The organism is Methylobacterium sp. NPDC080182 (assembly GCF_050281105.1).
GTDB lineage: Bacteria > Pseudomonadota > Alphaproteobacteria > Rhizobiales > Beijerinckiaceae > Methylobacterium.
On record NZ_JBNNWO010000010.1, the window covers coordinates 51,249 to 76,570 of the forward strand.

The 25,322-nt window shown below is 65.7% G+C and carries 24 protein-coding genes and 1 pseudogene; 22 read left to right on the forward strand and 3 right to left on the reverse strand.

The annotated features are described in order from the left end of the window. Positions 1-320: 320 nt before the first annotated feature. Together ACQKQD_RS17885 and ACQKQD_RS17890 are read right to left on the reverse strand one after the other, a co-directional pair. Positions 321-944, reverse strand: a complete 624-nt coding sequence (locus ACQKQD_RS17885; RefSeq protein ID WP_100251315.1) for a glutathione S-transferase family protein — start codon at positions 942-944, stop codon at positions 321-323. A 314-nt stretch (positions 945-1,258) separates the two neighbouring features. Further along, positions 1,259-2,245, reverse strand: a complete 987-nt coding sequence (locus ACQKQD_RS17890) for an NAD(P)H-binding protein (protein ID WP_427509044.1) — start codon at positions 2,243-2,245, stop codon at positions 1,259-1,261. Between the two features lie 1,530 nt (positions 2,246-3,775). Between ACQKQD_RS17890 and ACQKQD_RS17895 the strand changes: the two genes are divergently transcribed. From ACQKQD_RS17895 to ACQKQD_RS17975, 17 genes and pseudogenes are all read left to right on the forward strand, one after another. Next, positions 3,776-3,976, forward strand: coding sequence for a nuclease (locus ACQKQD_RS17895; RefSeq protein ID WP_427509045.1), 201 nt, complete (start codon positions 3,776-3,778; stop codon positions 3,974-3,976). 572 nt (positions 3,977-4,548) lie between these two features. After that, entirely contained in the window at positions 4,549-4,719 is a 171-nt protein-coding gene (locus ACQKQD_RS17900) for a hypothetical protein (protein WP_170855082.1), read from the forward strand. 92 nt (positions 4,720-4,811) lie between these two features. Then, on the forward strand, positions 4,812-5,003 hold the full coding sequence (locus tag ACQKQD_RS17905) for a hypothetical protein (protein ID WP_020095026.1): 192 nt from the start codon (positions 4,812-4,814) through the stop codon (positions 5,001-5,003). 254 nt (positions 5,004-5,257) lie between these two features. Further along, a pseudogene (locus ACQKQD_RS17910) lies at positions 5,258-5,844 on the forward strand (transposase); the annotation flags it as partial. A 309-nt stretch (positions 5,845-6,153) separates the two neighbouring features. Further along, the gene (locus ACQKQD_RS17915; protein WP_427509046.1) at positions 6,154-6,387 is read left to right on the forward strand and encodes a hypothetical protein; all 234 of its coding nucleotides are present in this window, start codon (positions 6,154-6,156) and stop codon (positions 6,385-6,387) included. Positions 6,388-6,423: 36 nt separating this feature from the next. Next, the gene (locus ACQKQD_RS17920) at positions 6,424-7,830 is read left to right on the forward strand and encodes an MATE family efflux transporter (RefSeq protein WP_427509047.1); all 1,407 of its coding nucleotides are present in this window, start codon (positions 6,424-6,426) and stop codon (positions 7,828-7,830) included. Between the two features lie 328 nt (positions 7,831-8,158). Further along, positions 8,159-8,980, forward strand: coding sequence for an oxidoreductase (locus ACQKQD_RS17925; RefSeq protein WP_427509048.1), 822 nt, complete (start codon positions 8,159-8,161; stop codon positions 8,978-8,980). Positions 8,981-9,700: 720 nt separating this feature from the next. Next, complete coding sequence (locus ACQKQD_RS17930; RefSeq protein WP_427509049.1) at positions 9,701-10,894, forward strand: tyrosine-type recombinase/integrase; 1,194 nt, start codon at positions 9,701-9,703, stop codon at positions 10,892-10,894. Between the two features lie 242 nt (positions 10,895-11,136). Then, entirely contained in the window at positions 11,137-11,346 is a 210-nt protein-coding gene (locus tag ACQKQD_RS17935) for a helix-turn-helix transcriptional regulator (protein WP_427509050.1), read from the forward strand. Next, a complete protein-coding gene (locus tag ACQKQD_RS17940; RefSeq protein ID WP_427509051.1) occupies positions 11,346-12,848 on the forward strand; it encodes a DUF2786 domain-containing protein in 1,503 nt (500 codons plus the stop codon). The genes ACQKQD_RS17935 and ACQKQD_RS17940 overlap by 1 nt, the downstream gene beginning before the upstream one ends. A gap of 104 nt (positions 12,849-12,952) precedes the next feature. Beyond that, a complete protein-coding gene (locus ACQKQD_RS17945; protein WP_427509052.1) occupies positions 12,953-13,774 on the forward strand; it encodes a hypothetical protein in 822 nt (273 codons plus the stop codon). Further along, positions 13,764-13,958 carry a hypothetical protein gene (locus ACQKQD_RS17950; protein ID WP_427509053.1) on the forward strand — a complete coding sequence of 65 codons (195 nt, stop codon included), beginning with the start codon at positions 13,764-13,766 and terminating at the stop codon, positions 13,956-13,958. The genes ACQKQD_RS17945 and ACQKQD_RS17950 overlap by 11 nt, the downstream gene beginning before the upstream one ends. A gap of 391 nt (positions 13,959-14,349) precedes the next feature. Continuing rightward, the gene (locus ACQKQD_RS17955; protein WP_427509054.1) at positions 14,350-14,541 is read left to right on the forward strand and encodes a hypothetical protein; all 192 of its coding nucleotides are present in this window, start codon (positions 14,350-14,352) and stop codon (positions 14,539-14,541) included. 2 nt (positions 14,542-14,543) lie between these two features. Beyond that, a complete protein-coding gene (locus tag ACQKQD_RS17960) occupies positions 14,544-14,726 on the forward strand; it encodes a hypothetical protein (protein WP_427509055.1) in 183 nt (60 codons plus the stop codon). Beyond that, positions 14,719-15,108: a hypothetical protein gene (locus tag ACQKQD_RS17965; RefSeq protein WP_427509056.1), complete on the forward strand. Its 390-nt coding sequence runs from the start codon at positions 14,719-14,721 to the stop codon at positions 15,106-15,108. The genes ACQKQD_RS17960 and ACQKQD_RS17965 overlap by 8 nt, the downstream gene beginning before the upstream one ends. An 8-nt stretch (positions 15,109-15,116) precedes the next feature. Continuing rightward, complete coding sequence (locus tag ACQKQD_RS17970; RefSeq protein ID WP_427509057.1) at positions 15,117-15,563, forward strand: hypothetical protein; 447 nt, start codon at positions 15,117-15,119, stop codon at positions 15,561-15,563. Positions 15,564-15,566: 3 nt separating this feature from the next. Continuing rightward, positions 15,567-16,760: a phage late control D family protein gene (locus ACQKQD_RS17975; RefSeq protein WP_427509058.1), complete on the forward strand. Its 1,194-nt coding sequence runs from the start codon at positions 15,567-15,569 to the stop codon at positions 16,758-16,760. Positions 16,761-17,209: 449 nt separating this feature from the next. On the opposite strand, the gene ACQKQD_RS17980 is transcribed toward ACQKQD_RS17975, so the two are convergent. Then, entirely contained in the window at positions 17,210-17,887 is a 678-nt protein-coding gene (locus tag ACQKQD_RS17980; RefSeq protein ID WP_427509059.1) for a recombinase family protein, read from the reverse strand. A 352-nt stretch (positions 17,888-18,239) separates the two neighbouring features. Between ACQKQD_RS17980 and ACQKQD_RS17985 the strand changes: the two genes are divergently transcribed. From ACQKQD_RS17985 to ACQKQD_RS18005, 5 genes are all read left to right on the forward strand, one after another. Then, on the forward strand, positions 18,240-22,088 hold the full coding sequence (locus tag ACQKQD_RS17985; protein ID WP_427509060.1) for a phage tail tape measure protein: 3,849 nt from the start codon (positions 18,240-18,242) through the stop codon (positions 22,086-22,088). Between the two features lie 321 nt (positions 22,089-22,409). Continuing rightward, positions 22,410-23,207 carry a hypothetical protein gene (locus ACQKQD_RS17990; protein WP_427509061.1) on the forward strand — a complete coding sequence of 266 codons (798 nt, stop codon included), beginning with the start codon at positions 22,410-22,412 and terminating at the stop codon, positions 23,205-23,207. A gap of 638 nt (positions 23,208-23,845) precedes the next feature. After that, positions 23,846-24,310, forward strand: a complete 465-nt coding sequence (locus ACQKQD_RS17995) for a hypothetical protein (RefSeq protein WP_427509062.1) — start codon at positions 23,846-23,848, stop codon at positions 24,308-24,310. Next, complete coding sequence (locus ACQKQD_RS18000) at positions 24,307-24,909, forward strand: hypothetical protein (RefSeq protein WP_427509063.1); 603 nt, start codon at positions 24,307-24,309, stop codon at positions 24,907-24,909. Before ACQKQD_RS17995 ends, ACQKQD_RS18000 begins: the two co-directional genes overlap by 4 nt. 170 nt (positions 24,910-25,079) lie before the next feature. Next, on the forward strand, positions 25,080-25,316 hold the full coding sequence (locus ACQKQD_RS18005; protein WP_427509064.1) for a hypothetical protein: 237 nt from the start codon (positions 25,080-25,082) through the stop codon (positions 25,314-25,316). Positions 25,317-25,322: the final 6 nt, after the last annotated feature.

Below are 25,322 nucleotides of genomic sequence, written 5' to 3' on the forward strand. Positions count from 1 at the left end.
CTGTTGATTTATCATCTTAGTCGTCGGTACTGTCTATAGCCTTCGCCACAAAAAGCAAGAGCGCTAATGAAGTTCTTGTTCTGCACGTTCCGATCATTGACCTGTACCCGCCGGGGGCCGGAAGGGATATCGACGCGGCCGGATGACGGCGTGCGCTCCGACAGATCTGCGACGCCGAAGCTGACCGGCGGGAATCCACGCCACGTTGCCGACTCGCAAGCTACCCAACCCAGGCGTTCGGTGAGCGCTCGTTGCCTGCCGAAAGCCGCCACTCATCGATCGTCCAGCAACCTCGGATTGAAGGCGCGGTTGGCATCCCACTAAGGAATCCCATTCGCCCCGTGGTCTCGGTAGCCGGATCGAGCGAGAAGGCGATCATGATAGGCCGAGACGGCGGGATAGCTCGGGCGCTCCATTGGCGTCATGCGCCAACGGTTTACGGACAAGCCGAGAACGACATCCGCCAACGTGAAGGCTCCTCCGGCCACATAAGCTCCGGTTGAGGAAAGATGGTGGTCAAGGATCCCCATATTCGCGTTCCAGGCCTCGACCCCCGCCACTATCCGGTCTGGATCGGCGTAGGCCGGATCACGACGAACGAGGCCGAGGAAAGCCGCCCGCCAAGACGCGTTCAACTCGGTCGCTTGCCAGTCCATCCATTGTTCAACCAGAGCGCGTCCACGCGGGTCAGCAGGGAGCAGATCCGTCCGAGCGGCGCTCGCAGCGAGGTAGCGGCAGATCGTATTTGACTCCCACAAGGCCCCTGTCGCGTCTTCAATCACGGGCACGAGGCCGTTCGGGTTGCGAGCCAGAAATTCCGGGGGATCCGTTGCTTGGAAGCCGCTGCCGTAATCCTGGCGATCGTAATCCAATCCGATCTCGGCACAGGTCCAAAGCACCTTGCGAACATTGATCGAGCTGGCCTTGCCGAGAATGCGGATCATGGGAGCGGGTTAGCCAACGCTGGAATGATGAAGAGACGACCACAGAGGGCGTGGTTGCATCTTCCACCCGCGGAGTTAACCGCCCTTGTCCCAAGTGCGCAAAGCGGATGCAGCGAGCGACCTCGAGAGGATCTCGAGCGATGTCCAAGGCTACGCCCGCTTCGATGCGTCCACAATCCAGATGCGGTCGGGCAGGGAACCATTCATCTGAGACGTTGGGGAGAGCCATGCGCGGCGGCAGAAGCTGGCCGAAAGATGCCGGTCTGCTCCGGAGTGAAACTGCCGGAAAAGCCGACACCTCCTGTCGCGCGTCGTCAGAACACCGCGTGGTCGCCGCGCTCGGCGACCGCCTCGCCACGGACCACGCGCGCATAGTAGTCGAAGAGCGTCTCCGATCCCGTCGACGGAGTGGCCTGGGCATCGTATCGCCCGGTCGCCGGGTCCAGGACGAGCATGGACTCCGTCGCGTAGTAGCGCCCGATCCGCGCGAGTTCGGCCTTGGCGGCCAGGGCCGGCACCCATCGGCCCATCGTCGTCAGAACGGCGACGATCGCGTCCAGCAGCACGACCGGAATGTGCGTGAAGCGCGGTTCGCGCCCCAGAAGGGCGAAGAGCCGCTCGCCCTGCGCGCGCGGCGTGATCGCCTCGCCCGGGCCGCCGATCGGCAGAACGCGATTGCGGCGGTCCCCATCGTCGAGGCAGTCCGCGAGATAGCGGCCAAGGTCGTCGTCGCTGATCGGCTTGCAGGCCGTCAAGGTCCCGTCCCCGAACACCAGAAATGGCTTGCCGCGTTTCACGCGTTCGATCTGTCCCGAGAGCGATTTGAAGAAGGCGGTGGGCCGAACGATCGTGTAGTCGAGCCCCGATGCGATCAGCTCTGCCTCGAAGGCGCGCTTGGCGTGCTGAAAAGCGAGGATCGGCTTCTGGACGCAGATCGCCGACAGAAGCACGACATGCGTGACGCCGGCCGTCCGGCCCGCGTGCAAGGCCTCGACCTGCGCGCCGTAATCGATCGCCCAGGCATCGTCGGGCAGCCCCGTGCGCGAGGCGAGGCACGACACCATGGCGTCGAAGCGTTCGCCGCGGACACCGTCGCGCGCCAGCGACACCGTGTCGGTCAGATCCACGATGCGCGCGGTAGCGCCTGACGGGATCGCGGTTTCGGCAGGGCGCCTGACGAGGCAGACGACCTCGTGGCCGCGCGAGACCAGTGCCCGAACCGTTGCCCGGCCGATTGTGCCGGTCGCTCCCAGGAAGAGGACACGGCGCGGCCTCACACCGTCCGGTCGATCCGCTTTCATGATCGCTTCATCACGACGTTCAACCATCCTAGCGCGACGGCGACGCTTGCGCTGCCCCGTCGAACGGCGAAAGCGAAGATACGACGGGATCCGCAGAATGATCCGCGTCAATCTTGACGTTCAGCTGCGCGAGACCGCCTGTCCAGTGTCGACCCTTGGCCTGAGGTGGCTTCCGCTCTCCACCCCAGGCAGTCGCGAAGCCGGACGGTGCGCACCCTGTACGTGCGCAACCGGCAGTTCGCTCACTTGCGTCGCGCAACGCGGGGTGCGCAACGCGAACTTGCCGGTGCCCTCCCTGACGAGCCCGCGCTACGCCGCAGGAAGGTGGCGGGCGGGTTCGGCACGCGCCAGCGGGGCAGTTCCAGCGCGCCTTCGAGGAACCGTCGGCCGCGGACAGGACGCCGGCGCAGGCCGGGAGCGGGGTGGCGAAGAAGGCCGAGAATCTGGCCAAGCGGATGCCGGACGCCGGATGCCGGACGCCGGATGCCGGGCGCAGCGGCGCCGAAGGTGGTGGCCGGCGGTGAGACCGGCGAGGCGGAGAGCGTCACGATTTCCGGACAGTGGGGTGCAGATCCCCGACGACGTCGCCGACAGGCTGCAGGGCTGATCGTTAGCCGTGCCCCTCGGCCGCGAACCCCCAGACCGGCCGTCTCGAGAACGGTCTCTTCGTCTCGCGATCGGCTTCGAGCCGGTCAACGCGAGGGCGATTCGAACGGCACCACCGTCGCCATAGGCTGAACGATTCCGGTCGGCGCTACACTGACCGGTCGACCAAATGTCTGTGCCCAACTCAACTGAATGACGCTGATTCTTTCTTGTCCGACAGATCGTCTCCGAGATATCTCAATACGTCGACGTTTAGAGAAGCCGATCCAGCGCACGACCGGATGCTCGCACTTGTCGCGTGAACCAAGCGATTGCCCGATTTGATACCGAACGCGGGTCGAGCACTTGCACTTTCGTCTCACGATGCACATGGAATGTGGCTCCCTCCGGCAGCAGTGAGGGGCCACTGCAGAATTCAACCGGACGAGCTGGATCTATATTTCCATACGCTGAGCCTCGATGTCGGCCAGATGATAATTCAGTAATAATTTACCCGTCGATGATGATATAACATTGTTCGCTTGAGCTGAAATCGCGGCCAATGCGCGGGCATGCAACTAGATAACGTTCCCGCGGTAATACATTCGAGCGCGAATGGTGGTCTCGCACAGGCGAAATGCTCGACGGTCCCGCGACGAACTCTCCATTTCTGGACCAGCGAGACGCCTGCTCAGATCAGTCACCCTCGGGGTGCACCGGGATGCGCACCGCCATTGCTGCCCCCTCGATAGCGCTGTCGCCGAGGGAACAGGCTGCGGGTGAGGTCAGGCTGACCGGTTTTCATCGCTGCGGGCTGATCCGAGCGTTTACCGATCGGCCGCGTTTCGGTCACCGACGGCGACACCGGGGTGATCTGCGGGACCCGCATCCACCGTCGGACTGGAAGCGTGCCGAGTGCGCCAGTGGCGTCGAGACCGGCCGGAAATGGAGAAGCCCGCGGCGCCCACGGCAGCGCTCACGCGGACTGTCTGCGCGATCGAGGGCGACATCCCGCGCGAGGCCGACGAGATCGACCAGCTTCCCGGAAGCAGGGACTACGACCGGACCGCGATCGACACGGGCTCCGGCGAGCGCTTACTCTGCCGCGAGGTCGAGGCCGCGGGCTGGCGAGCGGCGCGCGGGTGATGGACGCGCCCGTCCCTGAACTTCCCTCGACATCAACCGTTCCTGTGCCACAGCAATCGCAGGGACGACTTCATGACTCGCACGCTCGCGGCGCTCGCAGGAGCCTTGTCCATCGGCCTGGCCGCGCCGGTCTCAGCGCAAACGGTGACGGGTGGCGCGGGAAACACCGGGGTCGCCCCGCCGGCGACAACCGGAGGTGCCGGCCCGGGTGCCCGGGATCTCGGACCGAGCCCGGTCACCCGTGGAAATGAGGCCAACCCGAGCAACTCGTCGATCCCGGGCACGACGCCGGGCGTCAACATTGGCGGCACCCCCACGAGCGGGCCGCCCGGCACTGGCGGCACGTCGGGCGGCCCGTCCCTCGGTCGGTAAGCCCGCTCGGCCCCGCCCCGATCTGCTCACGGGGCGGGGGAGCGCCTGATCTCACCAGCGTGTGAGCCGAGCCGATACGCAACGCGGCCCGGCGGCAGGTTCGCGGCCCGCGGTTACCGGGCGGTATCCCATGCACCGAAAGCAAGTTTTAAGATTACCGTTCTATATGTCTGACATCGCATTGCGTTCCGATGTTGACCATGACCCTCGCGCTGTTGGCCGTCCTGATTGCCGGGGCGCTGTGTCTCGGAATGATCTCTGCGTTCCTGCCGTTTCAGCGTCCGCGCGAGGAGATCGAGTTGGCAGAGTTCACCGACGACGAATTCTTCGACATCGGCGGCCCGATCATCGATTTGCAGGCGACGCGCTAAGGGCGCTCGACACGGACTCGCCATTCATCGGTCGGCGGGGCATCGAGAGGCGCGCCACGGCGCGCCGGGCAGGTCAAAGCGAGAGGTGCTTCGTGGACCCCCAGCCATTCACCATCGACACCGAGGCCCAGGCTCAGACGTACCTGACCGATCTCCTCAACAATCCGAAGAACCGGTCGATGAGCGAGATCGCGAGGCACTGCGCCCTGCGGGTCCGCAACCCGAAGATCAAGGCGTTCTTTCTGACCGAGGGCGCGAAGATGCTCGCCGAGATGAAAGCCTAGGGGCGAGACAAGAAGGCTCCGACCGGCGAACCGGGCGGCCCGTCCGGATTCGAGCCCCGGCGGGCGTGCAGCGGCAGCGAGAACGTCCCGCGCGGCGGTGCCGACGGGGCTGAAGGCGGTAGCCTCGAGGGCATGCCGAGGCCCGGTCGACGCGTGGGCAGGCGGGACGGTTTAAGCCTCCGACGAGGACGGCGCCCGGCCTGCGTCCAGGCTGACCTGACCGGCCGCCTTCGGACCGAGCTGATCGAGAGGATCTGCCAGGACCGGAGGAGCCGGACAGGCGGCGCAGTCGGACGACGCGCGCGGAGCAGGTCGCGCCGAAGCTGCACCAGATCGAGGTGCAGACAGCCCGGGGCAAGAACTCGGCGCTTGCGTGCGCGGAAGCGGAGATCTCTGAGCACAGTGCCTCACGCTGGCGCAAGGCGTACGCCGGTCTCCGAGTCGATCAGGCTCGGAAGATGAAGGATCCGGAGCGCGAGAAGGCTCGGCTGCGGCGGCTCGTGGCCGATCTGACCTTGAAGAAGCAGATGTTGGCGGACGTGGCGGCCGGAGCCTCGTAGCATCCGAACGACGCCGCTAGGCGGTTGCAGACATCCAAGAGAGGTACGGTCTTCCGGAACGCCACGCCTGCCGGACCGTCGGCCAGCACCGCGGCACGCGACGCGATGTGTCCTCCGTGTCGGCCGAAGAGGACGCGTCGACCCCTGCCATCATCACCCTGGCATCCGAGTGCGGGCGCTGCGGCTGCTGCCGTGTCACCGCACTGCTACGAGCGGATTGCTGGCAAGCGGGCCAGGATCGGGTTCAGCGCATCGGGCGTCGCGAAAGGCTCGAGGTTCCGCAGAATCCCTTTGACCAGGGAGGGCGTGACGACCGCGCGTCGCGACGGCCGGGAGATCGGCGCTGACACAGGCAACGCCCCGGGCTTCGAGGACGTCGCGTGGGCCCCGGGCCTCGCCGACCGCCGGCTCGGGATGCGCGGCCCGATTGTCCAAGAAAGCCTCGCTTGGCAGACGGGAAGGCCGTTGACGATAGATGATGATCATAATAGATTATGAGCGTCATATCAAACCGTCGAGGGCCCGCGGGGGAGCCGGCGATGGATGCGGACTGGTCATCGTACGCACCGGTCTGGCCGGCCCGGATTTCCGTGACCCTGAAGCCAGCCTTGGTCCAGGCCTCCGAGGTCGCGCCGGCCGCGGGGATGGTCGAGGGTAGCGCCGCCGAGATCGAGGGCCTTGAGCAGTTCGGAGGCCCCATCGGCGTGACGATCGTCGACGCCAACATCCAGGTCTCGGATGGCCGGCCGGGGCTCCTGTCCAATACCCCCGAAGCCGGACGAGGGGGCCCAACCTCCCGAGTCCGCTCCTCGGGCATCGCGTAGCCGGCCGCCGAAGCTGTCACGGACGAGGAAGCCCTCATGGACATCAGGACGCGCCGACTGCTGACGGCCCCTCTCCTGCCGACGCTGGCCCGGATGGCCGTGCCGAATGTCGCGGTCATGGTCGTCCAGACCTCCATCGGCCTGATCGAGACCTACTTCGTCGCCGAGCTCGGCACCGACGCCCTCGCCGGAATGGCGCTCGTCTTCCCGGTGGTCATGCTCGTCCAGATGCTGTCCGCGGGCGGCATGGGCGGCGGCATCCAGTCGGCGGTCTCGCGCACCCTGGGCGCCGGTCGGCAGGACGCGGCGGGTCTGCTCGCGTGGCACGCCGCCGCCATTGGCCTCGGCCTCGGCGCGGTGACCAGCCTGCTCGCCTTGACCCTGGGACCGCGCCTCTACGCGGCGATGGGCGGCATGGGTGCCTCGCTCAGGGCCGCGACGGCCTACGCGACCGTCGTGTTCGGCGCGGCGATCCTGATCTGGCTATTCAACGCGCTGGCGGCGGTGATCCGCGGGACCGGCAACATGGCGCTCCCGGCCGGCGTCACCTGCGCCGGGGCCGTCCTGCTGATCCCGCTCTCGCCCGCGCTGATCTTCGGGTGGGGACCGTTCCCCCGCCTCGGGGTCGTGGGCGGCGGTGTCGCCTTCGCCGCCTACTACGCCGTCGGCGCCACCCTCTTCGCCGCCTACATCTGGTCCGGCCGAGGTGTCCTGCGCCCGAGCCCTCGCCCGCCGAGGCTGACCTGGGCGCCGTCCCGCGAGATCCTGCGCGTCGGCCTGCTCTCCGGCATCGCCAGCATGACCTCCAACGTCACCGTCATCGCCGCGACCGGCTTCGTCGGGACGGCGGTACCGGCAGCGGTGGCCGGGTATGGGACCGGCGCGAGGCTGGAGTACCTGCTGGTCCCCCTGGTGTTCGGGCTCGGCTCGCCGATCGCCGCCCTCGTCGGGACCGCCCTCGGGGCCGGGATGCACGCACGCGCCCGTCAGGCCGCGCTGACCGGCGCCCTCGTGGCGGGTGTCCTGACGGAGGCCATCGGCCTCACGGCCGCCCTCCATCCTGCCGGGTGGCTCAGCCTGTTCGGGCACGATCCGGCGATGCTCGCCACCGGCTCGACCTACCTGCGCGTCGTCGGACCGTTCTACGGATTCTTCGGGGCCGGCCTCGCCCTCTACTTCGCGGCCCAGGGGGCCGGGCGTGTCGGCTGGCCGCTCGCCGCGAGCATCCTTCGGACGGCCGTGGCCCTGGGGGGAGCCTGGATCGCGGCGAGGCTCGGGCTGGGCTTGGTCGGGATGTTCGTCGCCCTCTCGGCCGGCTTCGTCGCCATGGGCCTCGTCAACGCGGCCGCCTTCGCGACCGGCCGGATGTTCCTGGCGGAGCCCGCGCCGAGCACATCCCCTGTTCCGCCGAGCCTGACGGCGGCCGCCAATTCGGGACGCTGAGACGAGGCCTGCGACGCGGACGAGGCCGATGGGTGCCGGCGCCTCCGAGGCGAACGGCGTCCGCGTCCCGGGGCCGCGTCTCCTTCGGGATGAGCGGGGCGCCCGCCTATCTCGAGGCGACGGTGCTGGGAGCACCCGAGGAGCAGTTCGGCAGGATCCTCGAACCGACCGACCCGCGCTCGCGATCCGTGACGGAGATCGCCGATGAATCCTCCGAGACCCTGGGCCGGATTGGCGACGCCCTCGGATCTGGCTTGCTTTCAAAAATGATGAACATAATTTATATTGGGTCGCAGCGGGCAAGGTGCCGCGTGGATCGGAGGGTGATATGAGCAAGGGCAGCATCAAGACCGCGGTGGTCACAGGCGCCTCGTCCGGCATCGGGCTGGAGACGGCGAAGGCCCTTCAGGCTGCGGGCTACCGCGTATTCGGGACCAGCCGGAGGGCGTCTCCGGCCGTGGACGGCGGGATGGCCACCATCGTCTGTGACGTCACCGATGAGAGATCGGTCACTGAGATGGTCGAGACCGTCTTCGGCGAGACGGGGAGGATTGACCTCCTCGTGAACAACGCCGGCTTCGGCATCAGCGGCGCGGCCGAGGAATCGTCGGTCTCGCAGGCTCAGGCCATGTTCGACGTGAACCTGTTCGGCGTCATCCGGACGACCCGCGCCGTGCTTCCCCTGATGCGCGCGCAGAAGGGTGGCCGGATCGTCAACGTCAGCTCTGTCCAGGGCCTGATCCCGGCCCCCTACATGGCGCTCTACGGCGCCAGCAAGCACGCCGTCGAAGGCTACTCCGAGTCGCTGGACCACGAGGTTCGTGGGCAAGGGATCCGGATCGTGCTCGTCGAGCCCGCCTTCACCCGGACGGCCTTCGACCGGAACCTCGTGCGCCCCGACGCGCCGCTCGGCATCTACGAGGCGGAGCGCGCCGGTCGGGACCGGTTCCTGAGCGAGGTCATGAAGTCCGCCGATGCGCCCGAGGTCGTGGCGAAGGTCATCGTCGAAGCCGCCACCGCGACGAGCCCGAAGCGCCGTTACACGGCGGGCCCCAAGGCGAGGCAGGTCAGCCTGCTGCGCCGCTTCGTGCCGGCCACCGCCTTCGACAAGAGCTTCCGCAAGGAGATGCGCCTCCCGCAGGTCCCGTGATCACGAGTCCGGAGAGGTCGCGGATCCGGCGCGTGTCGGCGTGCAGGGGTTGAGATCGGCCGGGCGCCAGCGCTGTCGATCCTGACCCTCCGCGCCGCGTCGCGCGATGGCGAGTTTGGGCAGCGCGGAAGGGAGTTCTCACCAGGCACACCGACAGCACCCGCAGCTCCGCACCGCTTCGTCGACGTGTGGCGGAATGATCCGAGGTGGCCCAGGCAGGGCGGAGCCTGGACGGCCGCGCCTACCTGCGGGCGCTGAAAGTCGGGAAGGCGCGCCTCCGCCGCCGGCCGCGCTGCTGGGGATCCAAGTCGATCGCCTCGTCAGAGAGCTCGGCGGCCTCGTGAAGCGCCGAGACGGTCGGGTTCGAGGCCATGGGCTTCGGCGACCCTTCGCCGCCAGGAATGCACCGACCGAGAACAGACCGTGGGTGGCTCTGGTGGCCCATAGTGCCCACGTGCACCGCGCGTTCCGCCTTTGCTCGCGGACTGACCAGCGATCGTTCCAGGACAGAGCCTTGTTGCCCAAAGGCTTGAATGGTCGGAGTGGCGGGATTCGAACCCACGACCCCTAGTCCCCCAGTCGCAGGGCTCGAGACCCGGCGAGGTTCGGTAAGCCACGGTAAACCAGCATTTCCGTAGAGGACCACTAGACTCTTCGGTTAGGGAAACCCATCCTGACGCGGCGAGATACCGTCCTCGTGGCTTACTATTGGATTACTGGATGCCCGCCTCCCGCCTGACACGGCCGTCGATCGCTGCCCTCACCGTACCTCCGGGCAAGGCCGAGATCTTCGCCTGGGACGCGGACGTTCCGGGCTTCGGCGTGAAGGTGAGTTCCGGCGGTGCGCGCCGCTACGTGTTGCAGTACCGGCCGACCGGCGAACGCGGCACCAAGCGCCTGACCCTCGGCGCGGTGGAGGCCCTGTCGCTCGACGAGGCCCGCCGCGAGGCCCGCAAGCTGTTGGCTCAGGCCCTGACCGGCGCCGATCCGCATGCCGCGCGCGCGAAGGCCAAGGCCAAGCCAACCCCGGCGTTGCGCGTTGTCGATCTCGTCGATCGCTATCTCGTCGACTGCGCCCGCCGCCAGCGCGAGTCCACGCTCTACCAGACGACGTTGCATCTCAGACGCCACTGGGCGCCGCTGCACGACCTCGCCGCCGACAAGGTTAAGCGCGCCGATGTGGCCGCCCAGATCCTGATCCTGGCCGAGTCCAGCGGGGGCGTCTCGGCAAACCGGTCTCGGGCCGCATTGAGCGCGATGTTCACATGGGGCATCGGCACCGGGATCGTCGAGCACAACCCCGTCGTCGGATCCATCAAGGCGACCGACGAGCAGCCCCGCCACCGCGTACTTACCGAGGCCGAGATCCGATCGGTCTGGAGTTCGTGCCGGGACGACGCGCACGGCCGGATCACCCGCTTGCTGCTCCTCACCGCCCAGCGTCGAGACGAGGTTGGCGCGCTCAGCGATCCGGAGATCGACATCGGCCGCGCCCTCTGGATCCTCCCTGCCGCACGGTCCAAGAACCGACGCGAGCACCACATCCCCCTGTCAGCACCCGTCCTCGAGATCCTGCGCGAGACCCCGCGCGTGCATGGCCGCCCGTTCTTGTTCGGCGAGCGCGACGGCGGGTTTTCGGGCTGGAGCCGGGCGAAGGCCGCCCTCGACGCCCGCATGGCGAAGGACGGCAACGCGATCCCGTCCTGGACCTTGCACGATCTCAGGCGAACCGCAGCGACTTTGATGGCAGACCGGCTCGGCGTTCTCCCGCACGTGGTCGAGGCGATACTGAACCACACCTCGGGCCACCGGGCCGGCATCGCGGGTGTCTACAATCTCGCCGCGTACGCAACCGAGAAGCGCGCGGCTGTGGACGCCTGGGCCAAGTACCTGGAAGACCTCGTGGCTGTTTGACATATTGTCGCAGCTCTCGGGCTCGGTTTCGTCGATACGCGAAAAACGGGCCTAAGCCGTTGTTCCGTAACGATAGTGACGTCGCAGAAGTATTTTTGCTCGAGACTTCATCGCAGGTACTCGTCGATATCGAGAGGGTTTTCGAGGCTTTCCGGCATTCGACAAAACTTAGCGTAACTCGGCGCGTCCTAGTATTTCACCGCGGTCGTCGTATCTTCGTCTACACGTGACGAGGTAAACCAATGACCGCCGATTCCGCTTACCGCCCCCTGCTTCCGCCCCGCGAGGCCGCCCGCATTCTTGGCGTCGGTCTCACGACCTTGCGCAAGATCACCGCCGAGGGCCGCCTGCCCGAGCCGGTTCGGATCTCCGACCGCCGTGTCGGGTACCGTCCCGCCGATCTGGATGAGTTCATGCGTCCGAGCGCCCCGTCGACTGGGAGTCTGGCGTGATGGCCAAGAAGTCCGCCGCCTTCGATCTCGCCACGCTCACTGGCGAAGCTTCCACCGTCATCCGCGAGGCCCTGGCCGGCATCGATGGCCGCCGCGATGCCAAGAAGGACTCGCGCCGCGACTGGATGCGAGACGGCCTCGACGTGATCCGTATTCGCCGCGTCGCCCCGCACGGCACCCTCGAGGCGATCTTGCGCACGTCTAAGGTCAAGGGCCTGCGCCAGCTTGGTGAGTACGCCAGCGCTGTTGAGCTCCTCGCCGGTGCCCTGAAAAGCGAAATTATCGCGGATTTCCCCGAGACCGCCGCATCGACGGTTTGCGCGCTGCTGGCCAGGGACAAGACCCCGAAGCCGGTCGTCGACGAGTTCCTGCCGAGGATCCTCGCTGGCCAGCGGGTGAAGCTTGCCGACGTGAATCGGGCGATCGACGCGATCGAGAATCCCAAGAGCAATACGCCCGAGCCCGATCCTGCGGCCGATCGCCCGGACGACCGTGCCGAGGCAGTTCAGAGGTTTCTCAGCACTCTTGGTGACGCCGAGCGCGAACTCCTGCGCCGCCTGAGCAGCGGTCTGCCTGACGGTCTGACACTTGACCTCCTGGCCGGGGCCGACCTCCACGGACCCGCTCCCGATGCGCCCGAGCCCGAGCCGGAGCAGGAGCCTGAGCCTGAGTCCGACGCGGATCCCGAGCCTTTTCCCGATCCGACCGAAGACGCTGACCCTGGAGTCGATCCGGAGCCTGAGCCCAAGCCGAGTCCGGAGCCCGATCCGCAACCCGATCCCGCGCAGCGTGGAAGTGCTCAGGGTGGCGCCGGGAACCGCGATTCTGCGATTCGTCGGATCCGAGCCCTGATGTCCAAGACGATTGCCAACGGCTGTACTGAAGCCGAGGCGATGACCGCTACCGAGATGGTTCGGCACCTACTCGATAAGTACGCGCTGTCGATGTCCGATCTCGAGATCCAGAGCCAGACCTGCGAGCGGCGCCGAGCGACTGAGAAGGCGCACGATGTTGAGCGTGTCGCCCACGCCATCTCGATCTTTACCGGGACGAAAGTTTGGGTGACCGGCGGCTGTCTGGTCTATTTTGGGCTCCCGCACGACGTTGAGGTTGCCCAGTTCCTGACTGACCTCTGCCGGAACGCGATGGACAGCGCCTTCCGCAAGTACCTGCGCGAATACCGTTTCGCGGGTGTCGACGGCCGCTCCGCCCGGAAGACATTCATGACGACGATGGCCAACCGCCTGTCGCGCCGCATCGAGGCGATGGCAGCCGAGCGCAACGCTACGGCGAAGACCGGGTCCGGAAGCTCACTCGTCGTCGTCCGCGACACCGTTGTCGATCGGCAGTTCGAGGCGCTGCGCCTGAGGATCAACAAGCGGAAGAGGCAGGGTCGGCACAACTTCGACCCTCTGGCGCACGAAGCCGCGCTCATCGCTGCCGAACAGGTCGGCATCACGACCGGAATCGACCAGGGCGACCGCGAGCAGGTCGCCGCCTGATCCTCCAAACCAGAATCGGCCGACCTGGGCTCCAACACCCGGGCCGGCCGTGACGAACCCGCGCTTCGACGCGGATCCCGCAATCGCATGCTGGAGTCATGCAGATGGCTACCCACGATAACATCCCAACCCGTCCCGCGCACCCCTTGGCTATCCGGGAGACCGGCGATGGTCCGCAGACGATGTCGAGCCAGGAGATCGCCGGCCTGACCGGCAAGACCCTGTCCAACGTGAACCGCGACATCCGCAAGATGGCGAAGAAGGTCCACGGAGATCATTCCGATTTGAATGATCCCTGCGCGCCGGCCATCCCCGGGATCATCGTGGAGCGCGACCGTCGCGGGTATGCCTCGGTCATCCACCTGGACCGGGATCACACGATGACGATGATCACCGGCTACGATACCGCGCTGCGTCATAAGATTATCAAGCGCTGGGCCGAGCTGGAGCGCGCCAATGTCGCCGCCGAAGTGCCCGCGTTCCGGATCCCGACGACTTTGCGTGAAGCTTTGCTTCTTGCTGCCGAGCAGGAAGCGGAGATCGAGCGCCAGCGTGCCATCGCTGACGACGCGACCGCTAGGGCCATCGAGACTGAGCAGACCAAGGCCGAGATCGGCTCTCGCCGGGAGGCGACCGCCATGGCCACTGCCGGCGCTGAGAAGCGCAGGGCCGATAAGCTGAAGCTCCAGCTCGACATCGCCACATCTTGGGCGACGGTCCGCCGGATGGAGTTCGCCAATCCGGGGCGCAAGTTCCCGTTCGCTCCGCTCAAGGCGGCCAGCAACGCGCTCGGTCTCGAGGTGAAGAAGATCTTCGATGACCGCTGGGGGAGCGTGAACACGTATCACGCACTCGCCTGGAAGCAGGCCTACGATGTGGAAGTACCCGGCTGGGACGGAACCGAGGGCGCCAACCATGCCGCCTGATCAGCCCAACAATCCTGGACGGGAAGACGAACTCGCCGCCCTTCTGTGTCTCGCCCTCGACGGCACCGACGCCGACCGCGTGCGCTACTTGGTGCAGTTCATCGACCTCAGGAAGGCTCAGCACCGGGAAGCCGATCTCGACCGGCTCCGCGAGGCCGGCATCGGGCCTGTCTGGACCCTCTAGATAAATGGTCCGAATTATTCCCGATTTTCGCATCGGTGGCTCGACTTGAGATCGACCGTCTAGGAGGCCGGTCTCACCCATCGTGTAGCGTGTACCTCCAGTAGTAACGGATCGGGAGGTTGACAAATCTCCGTTTTTGTGGTAGAAATGAGCTACACTGCAAATTCTCGTACATGCCGCAACCGCCCCGATCCTTCGAGGGCGGTTTTCGGCGTATTATAGGATCGATTATGACCCCCGTTTCGATCCGGCTTCCCACAGACCTGATCGCTGCTCTCCGTGTTCGCGCCCGTGCCTCTGGCCTCGATACCGCGTCCTACATCAGGAGCCAACTAATCGCGTCCCTGGATAAGCCGGCCAACATCTTGCGCCACGTCCCGGAGAAGATCGCGTGACCTCGGACCGCTTCACCGTTGCCCCGAAAGGCGAGCGGCCCGTCGAGCTTCGTATCCTCGTCTCTCGCGACGTTCACCGTGCTCTCGCCGGCATGGCCCAAGCTCTGGGCATGTCGTCATCCGGCTACGCCCGCACAATCATCTATAACCAGATCGCCAAGGTTCATGCCCTGGCTGAGAAGGACTGAAGATGTCCGACGACCTCGAAAGCCGCATCCGGCAGCTCGAACGCGATATGGCGCTGTCACAGCACAACATCTCGCAGATCCTGCAGTGGATCAAGGCACACATCACCGCAGGCAACACCACCGATCAGCATAAGACGCGCGCCGATCGACGGTTCCTCGACATGAGCGTAGACGTCTATGACTGATAAGATCATCCAAACACTCAAGCTCAAGCTTGTCGCCGCTGAACTGGCGAAGCTGGGCATCACCGACCGGGCCATGGTCGTGGCAATCGCCGAGCGCACGATGGTCGGGGACAACGGCGAGCTTATCGGGCTCAAGGCTGACGGAAACCGCGGCGTAGGTTCTGCTGCGAACTACGAACTGTCGATCGCCGACGTTGCGCAGGACATGGGCGAGACCGTCACGGCTGCTCAGCCCCCCGGCCAAGGAAAGGGCCAGTCCCTCGACCGCAACCCCTTCGTCAAAGGCCCGCACTGGAACCTCACCGAGCAGGTTATGATGATGAAATCCGACCCGGAGCGTGCCGAGTACATGCAGCACCTCGCGTCGATCGGGAGAGCCTGATCATGGGCATGAAGTACGGAACCGGCTGGCGCGAGCGTGAAGCCCTCGGCAAGGCCAGACTCGCCGAGCGGATCAACCCTGCCCTCGCCGAGAACCTGAAGATCGCCGCCGATCGCCTCCAGGCCGAACGCGATGCCGTCGCCGCCGCCACCGCCGAGCAAGAGCGCCGTCGACTCGAGACTATGTGCGTCTGCGTGACGTGCTCGGGTGTCGGTCGCATCACCGTCGAGGATGCCGCCACGGCGCTGGCCGCGTACAACTACTTCCGGTCGAAGAACCTCAAGCCCGACGTGCTCGACTACGCGAAGGCGAATGCGGGCGTGACCGTTCAGGCCGCCCCGGCACCGACCGCACCGACTGCGCCCGTCGAGCCGGTGAAGCCCGCCAAGAGCGCCAAGAAGGCCGTCCCGGTGGATCCGCCGTGGCTCGACCCTGATGCGGTTCTGGAGCCCTGATCGATGGCGACCGGCGCATTCACGCCCACGTTCCAGATCTACAAGGGCGGCGAGAACATCACCGCGGGTTTTCACAACCGCGCCCTCTCGATCAAGGTGGAGCTGCAATCCGGCAACGGGGGGCAGGATACTTGCACCATCATCGCTGACGATAGGGATTGGGCCTTGGCGGCTCCCCATGTCGGCGACGTGATCGAAGTCTCACTCGGATATGAGGAAGTCGGCCTCGCCCTGATGGGCTCGTTCGAACTGGACGAGGTGACCTTCATTGGCCCGCCGCGGGTGATCCAGATCCACGGCAACAGCATGGGCTTCAGCTCAGCAGCTAAGGCGCCGCAGGTCAAAAACTTCGAAGGTAAGACCGTCAAGGATCTGGTGGAATGGGCCGCTCAGCAACTCGGTGTTCAGGCCGTCGTCGATCAAGACATCGGATCGAAGCAGGTTCCCTACCGCAACAACACCGTGTCCCCGATGCATCTCCTCGGCCAGCTCGAACGCGAGTTCGGCGCTGTGTTTAAGATCGGGCAAGGTCGCCTGTCGTTCGCCGGTCGCGACTCGGGCATCACCGCCTCGGGACAGGAGATCCCGCTCGTCGTGCTGCGCCCTGAACACCTCGGGTCGTGGGAAGTCCGTCACCTGAACCGGAGCGACTACTCGTCCGTGTCGGCCCGGTATCGCGACCGCGACTCCAACAAGGAAGAAACGGTCCAGTCGAAGTCAAAGGTCGGTGGCGTGCTCGGACAAGGTGAGGGCGGATCGAACCGGGACTATCCGATCGGAACCCTTTTCCCATCCAAGGAGCAGGCGCAATCCGCGGCCGACAGCACCATGAAGCGCCTCGACGCCAACCTCGGGGAAGGCCTCTTCACCCTGGCCCAGGGAGACCCTTGGGTCCGTGATCAGAACCGGATCCTGGTGATCGGAACGCGCGACGGGATCGACGGGTCCTACGTCTCGGACATCGTGGCTCACTCCTATTCCAAGGACTCGGGCCTCACCACCTCGATAAGGACTCAGGCCCCGGGTGATGGATCCGACTTCGCGCCGCTGTACGAGGCCGCTCCCGATGCTGCGCTCGCTCCGGCTCCGGGACAGGTTGTCGGCAACGTGCTCCCGAAACAGGGCGACCCGGCGAACAGCAATCCTGCAGCACCGCCGCCCTCGACCGCGCCTGACCCGCGCATCACCGCACAGTGAGGGATAGGACGATGACCATCTCGCTCACCGCGGACGGCCCGCTCATCCTGATGATCGGTTCCGCCCTCTACATGGCGTGGCAGTGCCTGCCCTGATCTGCGAGGCCGCCGATCCACCTTCTCATCTGGTAAGGGAACAAGGGGACGATAGAAGCCTCACCCTTCCCATGGAGACAGACAGCTCGACCCGATCACGGTAGCGATCACCAGATAGATCTGCGCCCCGTACTCGACGTGTTCGGGTGCCTGATCCAACCGACGGCCAGAGCGATAATGTTGCCGACGCTCGATCTCCGAACGAAGAAAAAGGGGATTTCCATATTTCCCTGAACATTGTTCAATAAAATAGCCCCGCTCCGTGAGGAACGAGGCTTGGGCACTGACTGGTCTTGCCTAAGGGGCGCTGGTCGGTGCCCGCTCTAACCTACGTGGGACCTGTACGGCTCCGGTTCAACCCTGACGAGCTAGAACGCGCTGAACCTGAACGGCGCTCCAGGTGCCGCCCCTGGCCGTCGGGATCCCCCGCTCGTTCAGGGCGGTGGCGATATCCCGGAGCGAGACCGCGCCGCTGGCCTTGATCTCCCCGATGGTGCCAGACAGCAGGGACGCACGATCGTCGGCCTTGGCCTTCACGACCTCGACGGCCTTGGCCCGGTAGGCGTCGGTCATGGTGTTGCCCTCGCCCTTGGCCCGACCGAGTTTCGTCCCCCGCGCCTTGGCGGCCTTCAACGCGGCCTTCGTGCGCTCGGAGATCATGCGGGCCTCATGCTCGGCCACTGCCGCCAGGATATGCACCGTCAGCCGGTTGGCCTGCGGGAAGTCCACCGCCGTGAACTCGACACCCGACTCCATGAGGGTGCTCACGAAAGCGACGTTCCTCGCCAGCCGGTCAAGCTTGGCGATGATCAGCGTGGCACCGTGCAGCCGGCAGAGCTTCAGAGCCTCCGCGAGCTTGGGCCGGTCTGACCGCTTGCCGCTCTCGATCTCGACGACCTCGGCGACCAGCGACCAGGACCCGCCGTTCAGGTATCCGCGCACCGCGTCCTGCTGCGCCTCCAGCCCGAGGCCGGAGCGACCCTGCCGGGCGGTCGACACGCGGTAGTAGGCGACGAACCGTCCCTGAGCCATGGCCTGATCTCCTGTAACAGCGTTTGATTCCGTCGTTACAAGGTTTGTAACAGGCCCGCGGTTCCACCGTCAACGGCGGTCGGACAAGATTTCCACAGTCTCCACCACCCCATCGGGATTAAGATCGCAGATCAAAGCCCAGGCATGCATGGTCCTGGCCAGAATATCGAGGGGGGGGTGTCTTTTTGTGGCAGAACAGGCCACCACCTTAGCTGCCCCATACATGTCGGCAACAATTTTTCGCTCGGATTTACGCTGAGCTGACCTTGCTCATCCCGAACATAAGCGCGCCAAGGCCCGAGTAGTGGCCGCTCCAGTGCTGCGCTAACCCTCCCTATCCAGAAGAACATCGATGGCAGACGAAAACCTCGACCTCAAACTCAACATGGACGTTGCAGTCCGTGACCTCGAACAGGCGAAAGCCCTCCGTTGCGAGATGGAACTACTCGATCAGGAGATCGTGAGCCTCGCCCGTGACCTGAAGGCGCTCGTAAACCCGCTTTCTTCCCTTGGACGGGGTAGAGGCCGGATCGGCGATGATGCCGCCAAGGCCGGACGCGAAGCCCTCGGCGCAGAGAACGACCTGTACGCCGCCCTCAAGAAGCGGTTCACGTTCGAGCGCCGCATGCAGGCGCAGCGCACCCGCGAGGAGTCCGAAGCTGCCAAGCGCGTCCGCGAGGAACAGGCCGAGACAGCCCGGCAGTTCCGGGAGCAGATGGCGTTTAATACGCGCATAACCCGCCAGAGGGCTCAGGCCGAGGCCGAGGCCGAGCGGGAGACCCGACGCGAGCTGCTGGAAACCAGCCGCATGCGAGACAGGGAGCACAAAAAGGCTCTCGCCGACGCCAAGGCTCTGGAGCGCGCTCAGGCTAAGGCCGCGGCCGGTGCAGCTCGTGGAGCCGGGCAGGTTCGATCCGGCGTCGGTCGGGCCGTGGTCGTGGGTGGCGCGACGGCCGGTGTGGTCGGCTACGGGGCCAAGCGTGGACTCGATCGGCTCACCCGGAGCGGCATCGATATCGACACGGCGATGGCGAAGAACGCCCGCCTGGAGACCGGCCTCCCGCCCGAGCAGGCCCGCGCCAAGATCGAAGGCGTGCGGCAGAACTATCAGGTCCTTGCCCGTCGCCTCGGTGTCGAAGTGGCCGAACTTCTATCCACCAGATCAGAGTCGCTCCAGGCCGGCGTGGATCAGTCGATCGTCGACAAGGTCGTGGAGGACGCGACCAAATACGCCATCCTGAACGACATGAAGCCGTCAGAGGTGGCCGAGTCGTCGGGCTACGGCCTGACCGCCCTGTCGGCCTTTGGCAAAGTAGACGCGGCACGCGCCAGTCACCTGTTCAACCTTCAGCAGCACCTAGCGCAGACGACATCGGCCAGCCGTCAGGGTCTCGCGTCGTTCGTCCGTCGCGGTCTCGCGGCCGGTGCGAGCGCCGGGTTCAGCGACAGCGATACCTTGGCCTACGGAGCGGCAGGCACCAGTGCAGGCCAGGACGGCGAGAGCGTCGCCCGGATGCTAAGCTCGACCACCGAGCGCATCGCCAGCATGCCGACGCGCGCTGCCGACATCGCCCGGAAGAAACACAAGACAATCCGGGACCGTCAGATCCTGGCGCTGCCCCGCAAGCTCGGGTTCCGAGACTGGAAAGACCTGAAGGCGCGGTTCTCGGCCGACAGCGCCGGCACGATGGAACAACTGTACGAGGGCCTGTCACAGATCCAGGACCCGCGCGAGCGACTCGAGACCTCCGAGGAGATCTTCGGCAAGGAGTTCGGCTCCGCGCACTCGGCGATGGCCGCGGGTCACCTGTTCAAGAAGATGCGCCAGTCCGTCCGCTCGGGCGATGCCGGCACCGCGCTCGACCGCGGCATGTCGATCATGGACGGGGCCTTCGGGCAGATCATGCGGCAGATCGGCGTGACGATATCCGAGTTGACCAATGACCTAGGCTTGGAACTGAAGCCATACTGGTCTGATCTCCGGGACTGGGCGCTTCGAACACCGATGGCGTTCAAGAGCTTCACGGAGGCGTTCCGCGCCGGCCTGAAGGGCTTCGTGACCGGTCTCGGCTCGCCCGATGGCACGATGGCGGGGCTGCTGCGCCGCTGGCTCGGCGACCCGTCCGGCTTCGCGGTCAACGCATCTATGGTCGGGTCTTTCGCTCAAGGCGTGGGGCAGGGCATCCGAGACATCGGCAACGCGATCGTCGGGTTCGTGCGCCTGTTCGCGGGTCAGAACGCCTCGCCGCAGGAGCTTGGACGCTGGACCGCGCGCCTACTCGGGCTGTCGGCCGCGCTCCTGGTGGCTGCCCCGGCTGTAGCAGTGTTGACGGGGCTCGGCACGGCCATCGCCGGTTTCGCCGGTATCGTCATGTCGACGTTTGGTCTGATGAAGGCCGCCGGCTTGGTCGGTGCTGCCGCCGGTACGCCCAAGGCCCCGGTTGGCCCTGGTGCTGCAGCGTCGGCCGGATGGCTCGCCCGGTTCGGCCAGCTCATGAAGATGTTCGGGGGCGCCGTCGGCCTCAACGCCACCGCGGGCCTGTCGAAGGCGGATCAGAACGCGATGCTCGGCCGCCTCGGTGCTTACGCGGCTGAGCTGGAGAAGAACCGCAAGGCCGGTGGTGCGTCGGGATCGTGGGATGCACCCGAGACCGCGAAGCCCGTCGAACAGCTCCAGGAGCAGCTCCAGAACAACACCGAGGCGCTACGCGAAGGCGCCAAGGTGCAGCGTCAGAGCTTCGAAGCCCTGGAGGATTTCCGCTCCCTCATCCATCCCGCGAGCCTCGGCAATGCCGCCCGGTCGATCGGCGACTCCATCCGCAACAACGCCGCGCGCGCTGGCGGTAGCGCCCTCTCGGGATCCGTGAGGAATGGCCCGCTGATCAGCTCGTCCGTCCCCGGTGGCTCGATCGGGAATGGTCTCACCGGCATGCGCCGTCGCGGCATCATGGGCGGCGGATCAGGTGCTGCTGGTGGTAGCGGTGTCACGAACCCGCGTCTCGCTGGCGACGTGGCGGCGCGCGCCAAGGAGGCTCACGACTTTTTCAGGTCGCAGGGCTACTCGGAGGAGGCGACGGCCGGCATCTTGGCCAGCTTGTCTAAGGAGTCGAATTTCACCCCGAACGCCCGCGGTGATGGTGGCGCGGCTCATGGGATAGCGCAGTGGCACGCCGATCGGCGGCGCCAGATCCTGGCGGGCACCGGTATCGACGTATCCAGGGCATCCTTCTCGGACCAGCTCCGAGCGGTTGCGTGGGAGATGAAGTCCGGTGACGCTGGAGCACAGCGTGCGCACCGCCTGCTAATGACGCCGGGGATCTCGGCCAGGGATGCGGGCGGCGCCTTCGTCCAGCATTTCGAGCGGCCGAAGCGGGACGAGCGTGCAGAGCGTGGCGCCTTAGCCGAGGGCTTCTACAGGCAGTTCGGCGGCGGCTCGTCCGGTGGATCACCGCTCGCCGGTCTCGGCGGCACGTCCAAGGCTGTCGAGAACGCCCGCTCCCTACTCGGCATGGGCTCGCGACAGGCCGCGGCGGCGCTGGGATCAAAGATGACTGCTGGCAATTGGTGCGCTGACTTCGTAAATGGAGCCCTTAAGTCCGCTAACATTAAGGGCATCCAAGGAAGTATCGCCAATTCTTACCTTGGATGGGGAACGGCAGTCGCTGACGGTGTGAAGGCCGGCGACGTTGTGGTTACTCACAGAGGACGAGGCGTAGGGAAGACTGGCGGTCACGTAGGACTTGCAACCGGCGAAACCCGGATGAAAAACGGCCGCCTCCAATACCAGACAATCTCCGGTAACCACGGCCGAGTCGTCGGACAAGGCTGGGAGTACGCCGATCGTGTTGCGGTCCGCCGGGCGCAGGAGTCCGTGGAGGCGACGCGGGCGGCTGCTGAGAGGGCCGGTCGTGTGAACCTGCCTCCGGGTGCGAGCGGTGGTGCTGCAGGAGCATCGGCTCCAGCCGGTCCTGGCTCTGGTCTCGGATCCGGGACACCCGGTCGGTCACTCGGGACGAGCACGCCGATCAAGACGGCGCCGGCCGGCTCAGGCGGATCTGCTCAGGGCGGCGGCAACGTGACGAACCACGTGACCGTCAACGCCGCGCGCCTGTCGCCGGATGAACTGAAGAACTCGGTTCAGCGCAGCCTGAACGACGCCATGAACCGCCGAAGCCACGACACCGACCAAGCTTGGGCGTGACCTGATCAGGAGGGACTCGGAGATCGGTCTCACCGATCGGTCCCCGGGCCTACCGTTCATCCAACGGTTGGTACTCCTGTCGTAAGCTCTCGATTTTGATCTCAGATCAAGATCAAGATGATATCTGCGCAAGTTTGCTGTGGTTAAAATCCCGTAGTATTATGTGGACGGATCGATGAGGCGCGGTGTCTCGTCGGCGCTCAATGGCGGAGATGCGACGGACTCGAAGGTCTAGCGCGTTTGCATAAATAGAAAAGGGACGCCCCCTCTCTGCGGTCCAGTTGTCCGGCCGTATCGCGGAGAAGGGGCGTAGCAACCTCGATGGCTTACAATAACATCGCGGCCGTGGTGTCGCAAGAGTCTGCGGCCGATAACGACAACCCTACCGTCCTGAGGTCGAAGCTCTATATCACGCCTTCCGGGAACGCGTCGTTCGTCCGGTCGGAAGCCGCCTCGCCTCGCAAGCGGGTCTATCGGATGGGCCGCAAGCGGTGGTCGCCGGGCAAGGTCGTCGGCCTGTGCAACCTGCGCCTTTATTCCATCGGCGCGCTGATCCAAGGACGTCACGGTGGACCCTGCGATACCGACGACGGCGAGATGTACTACAGCGCCGCGGTGCGGATGCAGGTGATGAGGTGGGCCGCGATGACGGACGACGGACGTAATCCTAGGGATCTTAATAGCCAAGCTTGGGCTCAGGAGCATTGCCCGAAGCTCGCCGCCGATCGGCCGCGCGCGTGGTTCGAGGACCAGGAGCGTCGGATCCTTGAGGAACTTGGCGCCAAGCATGCCACCGTGCCGGCGGCCGACGATATCGCTCGTGACCTCAACATCCGGCACGCCGAGGTTGTCCAGTTCAAGCTCAGGAGCGTCGGGGCCGTGGATCGGGACGCCCGCCAACGGGAAGTCGAGAAGCGCAGGGCCGACGTGAAGCGCAAGGCTCAGGAGCGTCGGAAGAACGGCGACGTGATGCCCCGCAACGAATCGATGGCGCAGACGAAGCCCTGGCTGGCCCTCAATCCGCCTATTAGCCGGGCGACCTACTACCGGAAGGTGGAGAAGGGCGAGCTGCCAAAGGATCCGAACATGCGTCGTCTGCGCCCCAAGAAGCGGGCCTGAGCGAAGGGCTAAGCGCCTGACAGGATGATCGGATTTCGTGGGATGAGACGAATACGTCCAGCGAGACCAACAAATCCAGGACAGTTATAACAGGACAGCACCATTCCGCTTGCGCAGCGAGACACACGTCGAGCGCAGCAATGGAGCAGACGGACGTTCCAGGCTCAGGCGATCTCATATCCGGGAGCGGGGCGGTCAGCACCGCGGACGGATCAGGCAGCGACCGTCAGTGCTCGTATCACCGAGGGTAGCGCCGGCCGGGACGGTCAGAACCCCCTACAGCCGTAGTCGCGGCAGGAAAGCCTACGGCGCGGGTCGGTAACGAGGGGCCCCGTCCAAGGAATAGATGACAGGCTCCGACAGCCGGTCAGCCAATCCTGGTGGCCGGGTCGCCGTAGTCGGTATGGGCACAACCTGTCGGCCGAGCATCACCTCCATCATGGTCAAGGCCCTTTCCAAGAGATGGACAGAGGGATCCGACCTTCGTTCCATGCTCTGAGCTGTATCAGCCAACTTACACCTAGTGCTCGTACTGCTGGATCATGTAGAAATCGACCTCGAACAGGCACTATAACTTGCCTATTGCCTGTTGCCGTGATACAACATCGGCATGCGAGACGCTATCGATTGACCTGGACGTGATCAAGCTCGACACACCGAAGCACGGCCGCCTCGGCGACTTGTTCCTGACGACGCCGCCGGCCCCCATGGCGGTTCAGGGCCTCGATCGACCGGACACCCGGCACGGCCTCCCGAGCTACAGTCTGGGCCTCCAGCTCGACGATCTCGACATGCGCGCCGTCGCCGATGCGATGCGGCATGCCTTCCGGACGGCCTACCCCAAGGTGGAGGGTCCGATCCGACTCCCGTTCAGGCGGACGCGTCTCGGGCAATGGCTGCTGTTCGCTGAGACGACGAAGACCCCCGTCATCCTCGACGGCGACGGCGCGCCGATCCCGCCTCCCCCGACGGGCACGACCATCGTCATGAACGCCCGCATCGCCCCCTACAGCCGACCCGACAAGGGCCGCCAGGGCTGTGGCTTGTACCTGAACCGCATCCGGCTCGCCCCGGCCGCCACCGACCGGGAAACCACCACATGAAGTTCCGCCCCGCTTCCGCTGTCGCCCGCGATCTCTTGCGGCTCAGCACCCCGAAGGCCCTCAGGCCGAAGCGGATCACGCGCTCGAAACGCCCCAACGCCTCGATCGACCTCCCCGGGATCCCGGTTCTGCATGTTCGCCAGGGCGCTCTGGTCCTGACGCTCACGCCGTCGTTCAAGATCGCGGTTGGCGCCTGCGCGACGGACGCGCTCCGGGCCGCCAAGGTGTCGAAGACCGGCGCGCTGCACCTTCCCTTCGCCGAGTTGGAGCGGGGCCCGGTGCTTGTCGTGAACGTGCCTGAGATGCCTGCGGGTGTTCAGGCCGGGACGATGCTCGACGTGCGAGCCCGGTTCGAGGTGGACGTTATGGCCGAGATCCCGACCGTGACGGCGACGGCCACCCGCATCAGCCTCTCAATCCCCGCACCGCGTAAGGACGAGACCGAGATCCCAGCGAGCATCACCCTTCCGTCGATCGGCGGACCGCCCGTGACGGATGAGTCCCTCGGCTTGCCGCCCGACCCGGACGGTATCGCTCAGCAGCGCGCAGAACGCTTCCTGACGGCCGCCATCGCGTTCCGGAACAGGCGAGCCGCCTGATGGACCACGATGCGCATGTAGTGGATCGGGGGATTTGGCTGGAGCTGACCCGCTTGGCCGCTCGACCGCCGATCTCAAGATCCGCTCGCGGACCCTCCGCGAATTTCAGTAGCACCGGCACAATCCGGGCGTTCAGAAGCATAACATCCCAGAACAACGAAGGTTCCATCATGGCCCGACAACTTCAGGACGACCCGTTCCACACGATCTCCGTGTCGATCGACACCGAGCTACTCGCGCGCCTCAACACAGCCGCCCGCCTGCTGCCCGAATCTGGTAGCCGATCGCAGCTCGTGCGCGACCTGCTCAACCTGTCGCTGGATATCCTGCTCGATCCGGTCGGGACCCTCCCGGCCGTGGTTGCCAAGATCAAGGAGCAGTACGCGGCCGATACCGAGACTCGCTGACCGACC